This is a genomic window from Phreatobacter aquiterrae (assembly GCF_053471285.1).
Genome location: NZ_JBJPHW010000030.1, coordinates 1 through 4,681, shown reverse-complemented (window position 1 = coordinate 4,681; position 4,681 = coordinate 1). Strand labels below are relative to the sequence as shown.

General features: G+C 62.5%; 3 protein-coding genes and 2 pseudogenes. 3 read left to right on the top strand and 2 right to left on the bottom strand.

Translation table 11 applies throughout. The features are described 5' to 3' along the window. Positions 1–223: 223 nt before the first annotated feature. Positions 224–493: a thiosulfate oxidation carrier complex protein SoxZ gene (locus ACJ4V0_RS21355; protein WP_448301623.1), complete on the top strand. Its 270-nt coding sequence runs from the start codon at positions 224–226 to the stop codon at positions 491–493. 51 nt (positions 494–544) lie between these two features. Here the strand turns inward: ACJ4V0_RS21355 and ACJ4V0_RS21350 are convergent, their stop codons facing one another. After that, entirely contained in the window at positions 545–1,648 is a 1,104-nt protein-coding gene (locus tag ACJ4V0_RS21350; protein WP_448301622.1) for a sulfite oxidase, read from the bottom strand. A gap of 650 nt (positions 1,649–2,298) precedes the next feature. On the opposite strand from ACJ4V0_RS21350, the gene ACJ4V0_RS21345 reads away from it, so the two are divergent. Together ACJ4V0_RS21345 and ACJ4V0_RS21340 are read left to right on the top strand one after the other, a co-directional pair. Further along, the gene (locus ACJ4V0_RS21345) at positions 2,299–3,096 is read left to right on the top strand and encodes an ion transporter (RefSeq protein WP_448301621.1); all 798 of its coding nucleotides are present in this window, start codon (positions 2,299–2,301) and stop codon (positions 3,094–3,096) included. 57 nt (positions 3,097–3,153) lie between these two features. Continuing rightward, positions 3,154–3,777, top strand: a pseudogene (locus ACJ4V0_RS21340) (tyrosine-type recombinase/integrase). Between the two features lie 105 nt (positions 3,778–3,882). On the opposite strand, the pseudogene copM reads toward ACJ4V0_RS21340, so the two are convergent. Continuing rightward, a pseudogene (gene copM / locus ACJ4V0_RS21335) lies at positions 3,883–4,137 on the bottom strand (CopM family metallochaperone); the annotation flags it as partial. Positions 4,138–4,681 lie beyond the last annotated feature (544 nt).

Sequence of the window (4,681 nt, the reverse complement as noted above, 5' to 3'; positions counted from 1 at the left end):
GGAAACGCGGCCGCCCCGGCTGCGAAACCCTGGCCAGCTACGCCGGGGCGGCCGCTCGCATCTGCGCCCTCAATGGGGGCCTGCTTTGGACGCGAAATAGGGGTGGCGATTGGAAGCGATTTGACAATGGAGACATTGCCCGGATTACCCGTGAGGCAGACCAAACCGGCTGCGTCGATCGGCGGTGCGATGTCGGCTGTCAGCTAACGCAAGGTATTGCTCGATGCTCTTCTACACGCGCCGAGCGGCGGGCCAGATTGGCCTCCGTCAAGTTTCATTCTGGGGTGTTCACGACCCCCGACGCATGATCACGCGCTGCGAGGCGCAGGCTGACGGCGAACTGCTGTTTGCCGCGGAGCTTCGCAACAGGACGTCGGCCAATCCGTACATTGGCTTTATCGCCCGGCTCAAGCGGACGACGGCGATCACCTTCCTGTGGTGGGAAGAGGATGGCAGAGAATACCGAGCGACGAGGCAGGTGACTGTCACCTGAGCGGTGCCGCGCCGGGTCCGGAACGGCGTCGATCACACCCGATGGCGGGTTTCAGATCACCCGGCCGCCGACCCTCTGCACGAGATTGTTGCAATAGCCCCGGGGGTTCCACGGAGCCTCGCTGACCGGCTGCGCCTTGCCCTCATTGTCGGTCGCCTGCGCCATGAGCGTGACCTGCCCCTGAGGCGGCGTGAGGACGGAGGTGAAGCGCCGCCAGGCGAATGGCTCGCCTGCGTCGGCGAGCGTCGCCGGCGACCAGTTGAAGCCGCCATCGGCAGATACCCGCACAGATGAAACCGGGGCCGCGCCGCTCCAGGCCCACCCGGCGATGGCGAGAGGCCTGCCCGCCGGATGGACGAAATCGGCCGCCGGCTGCGTGATCAGGGACTTGACCGGCATGTCCGTGATGACGGTGAAGGCCGTGCCGTCGAGAGGATCGCCTGGCCTCAGCGCTTGCACAGGCAGCCGGTAGTCGGTGCCCGTCATCTTCTCCCCGTCATGCTCGCGGTCGCGAACATCGAGCCGCTGGAGCCACTTCTGCCAGGCCGAACCCGGATAGCCCGGAACGACCACCCGCAGCGGACCCCCATGGAGCGGAGGCAGGGGCCTGTCGTTCATGCCAAAGGCCAGCAGCGTCTCAGGTGCGAGCGCCTTCGCGATCGGGATGCCACGCGACATCGCCGGCCCATCGCCATGCCCGCCGAGCGATCTGTCAGGGCTGTGGTGAGCGGTGTAGACCGCGGATGCGGTGAGCCCGGCCTCCTCCAGCACGTCGCGCATCCTGACGCCGGTCCAGCGCGCGCAACCGACGGCCCCATGGCGCCACTGCGCGCCGGAAACTGGTGGCGTCAGAAACGCCCGGCCATTGCCGGCGCATTCCAGCACCGCCGTCACGGATTCGACCGGAAATCTCTCCTTCAGATCCTTGATGGTGAAGATGCGAGACCTGTGCACCTCACCCCCAACCTCCAACTGCCACGCCTCCGGATCGGTCTCGCCCGGCATGTCGCCGTTGTTGCGGACGAAGAACGCCTCGACGGGGGTGATCGCCGGATCGAGCGCTTCGGCGTCCGGCTCGCCATTGATCGCCGGATCATCGAGCCAACGCAGCTTCGACTTCGAATCGAGCAGAGTTCGGAAAGAAGGCTGCGGCATGAACTGCGGTTGACCTGCATGATGAATCAGGCTGGCGAGCCTAGCGATCGATCAGATCACGGACCAGCCCTGCCAGTGGTCGACACCTGAACGCGGTTGCCTGGAGGCCTGTTCCGCCAGAAGCGCATCCGCCGTGGGGTTCGAGGGTAAGTCTGACTTGATAGCCGAGATGGCCGATCTCGCATCATGATGGCCTTGAGCGGTGGAAACTTGGCTTCGAGGCCGTCTCAATGAGCCGGGGTCGAGCGAGTTGCGCAAACTCCTTCGCGCGGAACTGCAGACGAGATTCGTATCTACGTTCCGCGAGCGGGCATTCAACGAAGGCTTCCAGATGGGCGGTTCCGCCACCTGCTGGTCTTGGTATTCGCGATTGTCAGTCTCGCGCTCATTCGCATGAGACTGAGGGAGGAGCGGCCGCCGGATGGGATCTTCGTCTGCCCCATGTGGGTGCCGGTTTGCGGTATCCTTGGGAACATGAGGCTGCAGGTTGCGATGGCTCAGGTGCTAGATCACTACTTTGCTACGTCAACTGCACACGCTGCACCTCTGCTGGGTTCTGCTAGCGCACCCGAAGCCGTTCAGCCCTCTCCTGCCGCCATGCTCCTCCACGCGCCCGATCCCTTCTCTTACCAGCACGACCAGGCACACACATGAACGCGCTCAAGACCCTTGTCGAAGCCCCCCGATTTGAAGCTGCGATCATGATTTTGATCATAGCCAACGCCATCACGCTTGGACTTGAGACCTCCGAAGCTGTGATGGGCAGCTTCGGTCCGCTGCTGATGACCTTTGACAAGATCGTCCTTGCTCTCTTTGTTGCCGAACTCGTCGCGAAGGTGGTTGTCTACCGTCTCGCGTTTTTCCGAAGCCCTTGGCGACTTTTCGATCTTGTTGTTGTCGGCATTGCCTTGTTCCCGGCAACCGGCGCTTTCTCCGTACTTCGCGCGCTCCGCGTGTTGCGCGTGCTGCGTCTGGTCAGCGGCGTGCCTTCGTTGCGCAAGGTCGTAGGCGGGCTGCTCGGCGCCCTACCAGGCATGGGATCGATCATGCTGCTTCTCTTGCTGGTCTTCTACGTCTTCTCCGTGATGGCGACTCAGCTGTTCGGCGACCGGTTCGCAGAGTGGTTCGGCACTATCGGTGCTTCTGCCTACACGCTGTTCCAGATCATGACGCTCGAAAGCTGGTCGATGGGTATCGTGCGCCCGGTGATGGAAGCCTACCCGTGGGCATGGGCGTTCTTCATTCCATTCATCGCCTGCACCACCTTCACAGTGCTCAATCTGTTCATCGGCGTCGTTGTCTCGGCTATGCAGGCCGAACACGATGAACTCGCCGCCGCAGAGCAGGAAAAGGTGCACAGCGAGCGGTCGCTGATGATAGAAGAAATGAGAACCCTTCGTGCCGAGATGCAGGCGCTGCGTGAAGGCTTGAGGAGCGCGAACAAATGAACAGGATTTCGAGTGTGCCCGCGGTCCGATTTGCGGCATCACCTTCTCCGAGGATGCATCACGGTCAGCGAGACATCATTCGCCCAGGCACGGCCAGCCTGGAATGCCGGGCACCATCGGCCCAGAGCCACCGCTGAAGCCGCGCGACATCTGGGCGATCCGGGCTCAGCTCCGACACCAACAGTGCTTGCGCGATCTACCGCTCTTCAACCTCGCGATCGACAGCAAGCTGCGGGGGCGCGACTTGGTGCACCTCCGCGTCAACGATGCCATTCTGGCCGGAAACGTGCGTCCGCGCGCATCCGTTATGCGGAGCAAGACAGGCCGACCTGTCGTCTTCCAACTGACGGAGGCTTCGCGGCAGGCGCAGCTAGGATAGCTGAAGTGGCGCCCCAGCGGAGCGGCGACTGGTTGTCTCTCAGCCGGAGTCGGGCGGGGGAACCGATGACAACCCGTCAGTATGCCCGCCTGCTCGACGAGCGGCTGGATCTGTCCGGGCTCTACCGCTCGCTCTACTCCACGCGCCTGCGCCGCACCAAGGTGGCGCTGATCGACAAGCGAACCGGCGACATCCGTGCCCGCCAGCTGTTGCTCGGGCATACAAAGCTCGAGACGACGGTTCGATACCTCGGGGTGCAGCTCGACGATGCCTTGATGCTGTCTGAGCAGGTCGAGCTTTGAGTATGAGCAGCGAGGCGGATTGACCCCCACGCCACGACCAACTGCGGGCTTCAGCCATGGAGCCGAGATTGCATCTTCCGCAAGTCGCGATCTGGTTCAGCCAACTCAGCGCTGACCGTTCCTCACCAGCCAAGCCCGCATCTCGGCGATCTCGCGCTCCTGTTCGCGGATGATGTCGGCCGCCCATTTGCGGACCTGCTCGTCCTTGCCGTGCTCCAGGACGACCTTGGCCATGTCGATGGCGCCCTGATGATGGGGGATCATGCCGCGGACGAAATCGACGTCGGCATTGCCCGAGAAGCGGATGTCCATGCCGCGGTGCATGCGGTCATTGGCGGCCCGGAAGGCGGCGACGGACGGGTGTTCGGCGGTATGTCAAGAGAGGTCCGACCGGCCGGGCAGCCGCACGTTAGAAGCAGGTGTTTGGTGGCGGACGCAGTCTCGGTTGAGTGGGTCTGCGGTCTGTTATTCCCTGAATTCCCTGAAACTCGCCCAGGCACTTGGAAAATGCCCCGGGTGGCGGCAATTAGTGTCGATATCTCCGGGAGTTAGAGGGTCAATTCCCTGTTCCGGGAAACAGGGAATCGAATAGCTGAGCAGGGAATTGCCTTGGCCGTGGGTAGCGCAACCAGCGGGATTTTGGGCCTAGGGTGCCACTTTTAACGGGTTTGAGCCCGTGGGTCTCGGGAAATCACTCAACCGCTCACGGGAACTGAAGCCATATCCCGGGATGGGCGGTGCGAACTTCGGGATCGGCCGGCTCAGTTCCGGGATTCTCGGGCGGAACTCTGGGATTTCGAACGCGCTATTCGGGATTTCTATGACAAAATGCGGGATCGTATACTTTGATCCTAGTCCACAATCTGGTATATGCGCTCAGCAACGATAAGCAACTAAAGTTGCC

Excerpts from the sequence above, each read along its gene's own strand:
- ACJ4V0_RS21355 (WP_448301623.1), top strand. The coding sequence starts at position 224 with ATGCTCTTCTACACGCGCCGAGCGGCGGGCCAGATTGGCCTCCGTCAA.
- ACJ4V0_RS21350 (WP_448301622.1), bottom strand. The coding sequence starts at position 1,648 with ATGCCGCAGCCTTCTTTCCGAACTCTGCTCGATTCGAAGTCGAAGCTG.
- ACJ4V0_RS21345 (WP_448301621.1), top strand. The coding sequence starts at position 2,299 with ATGAACGCGCTCAAGACCCTTGTCGAAGCCCCCCGATTTGAAGCTGCG.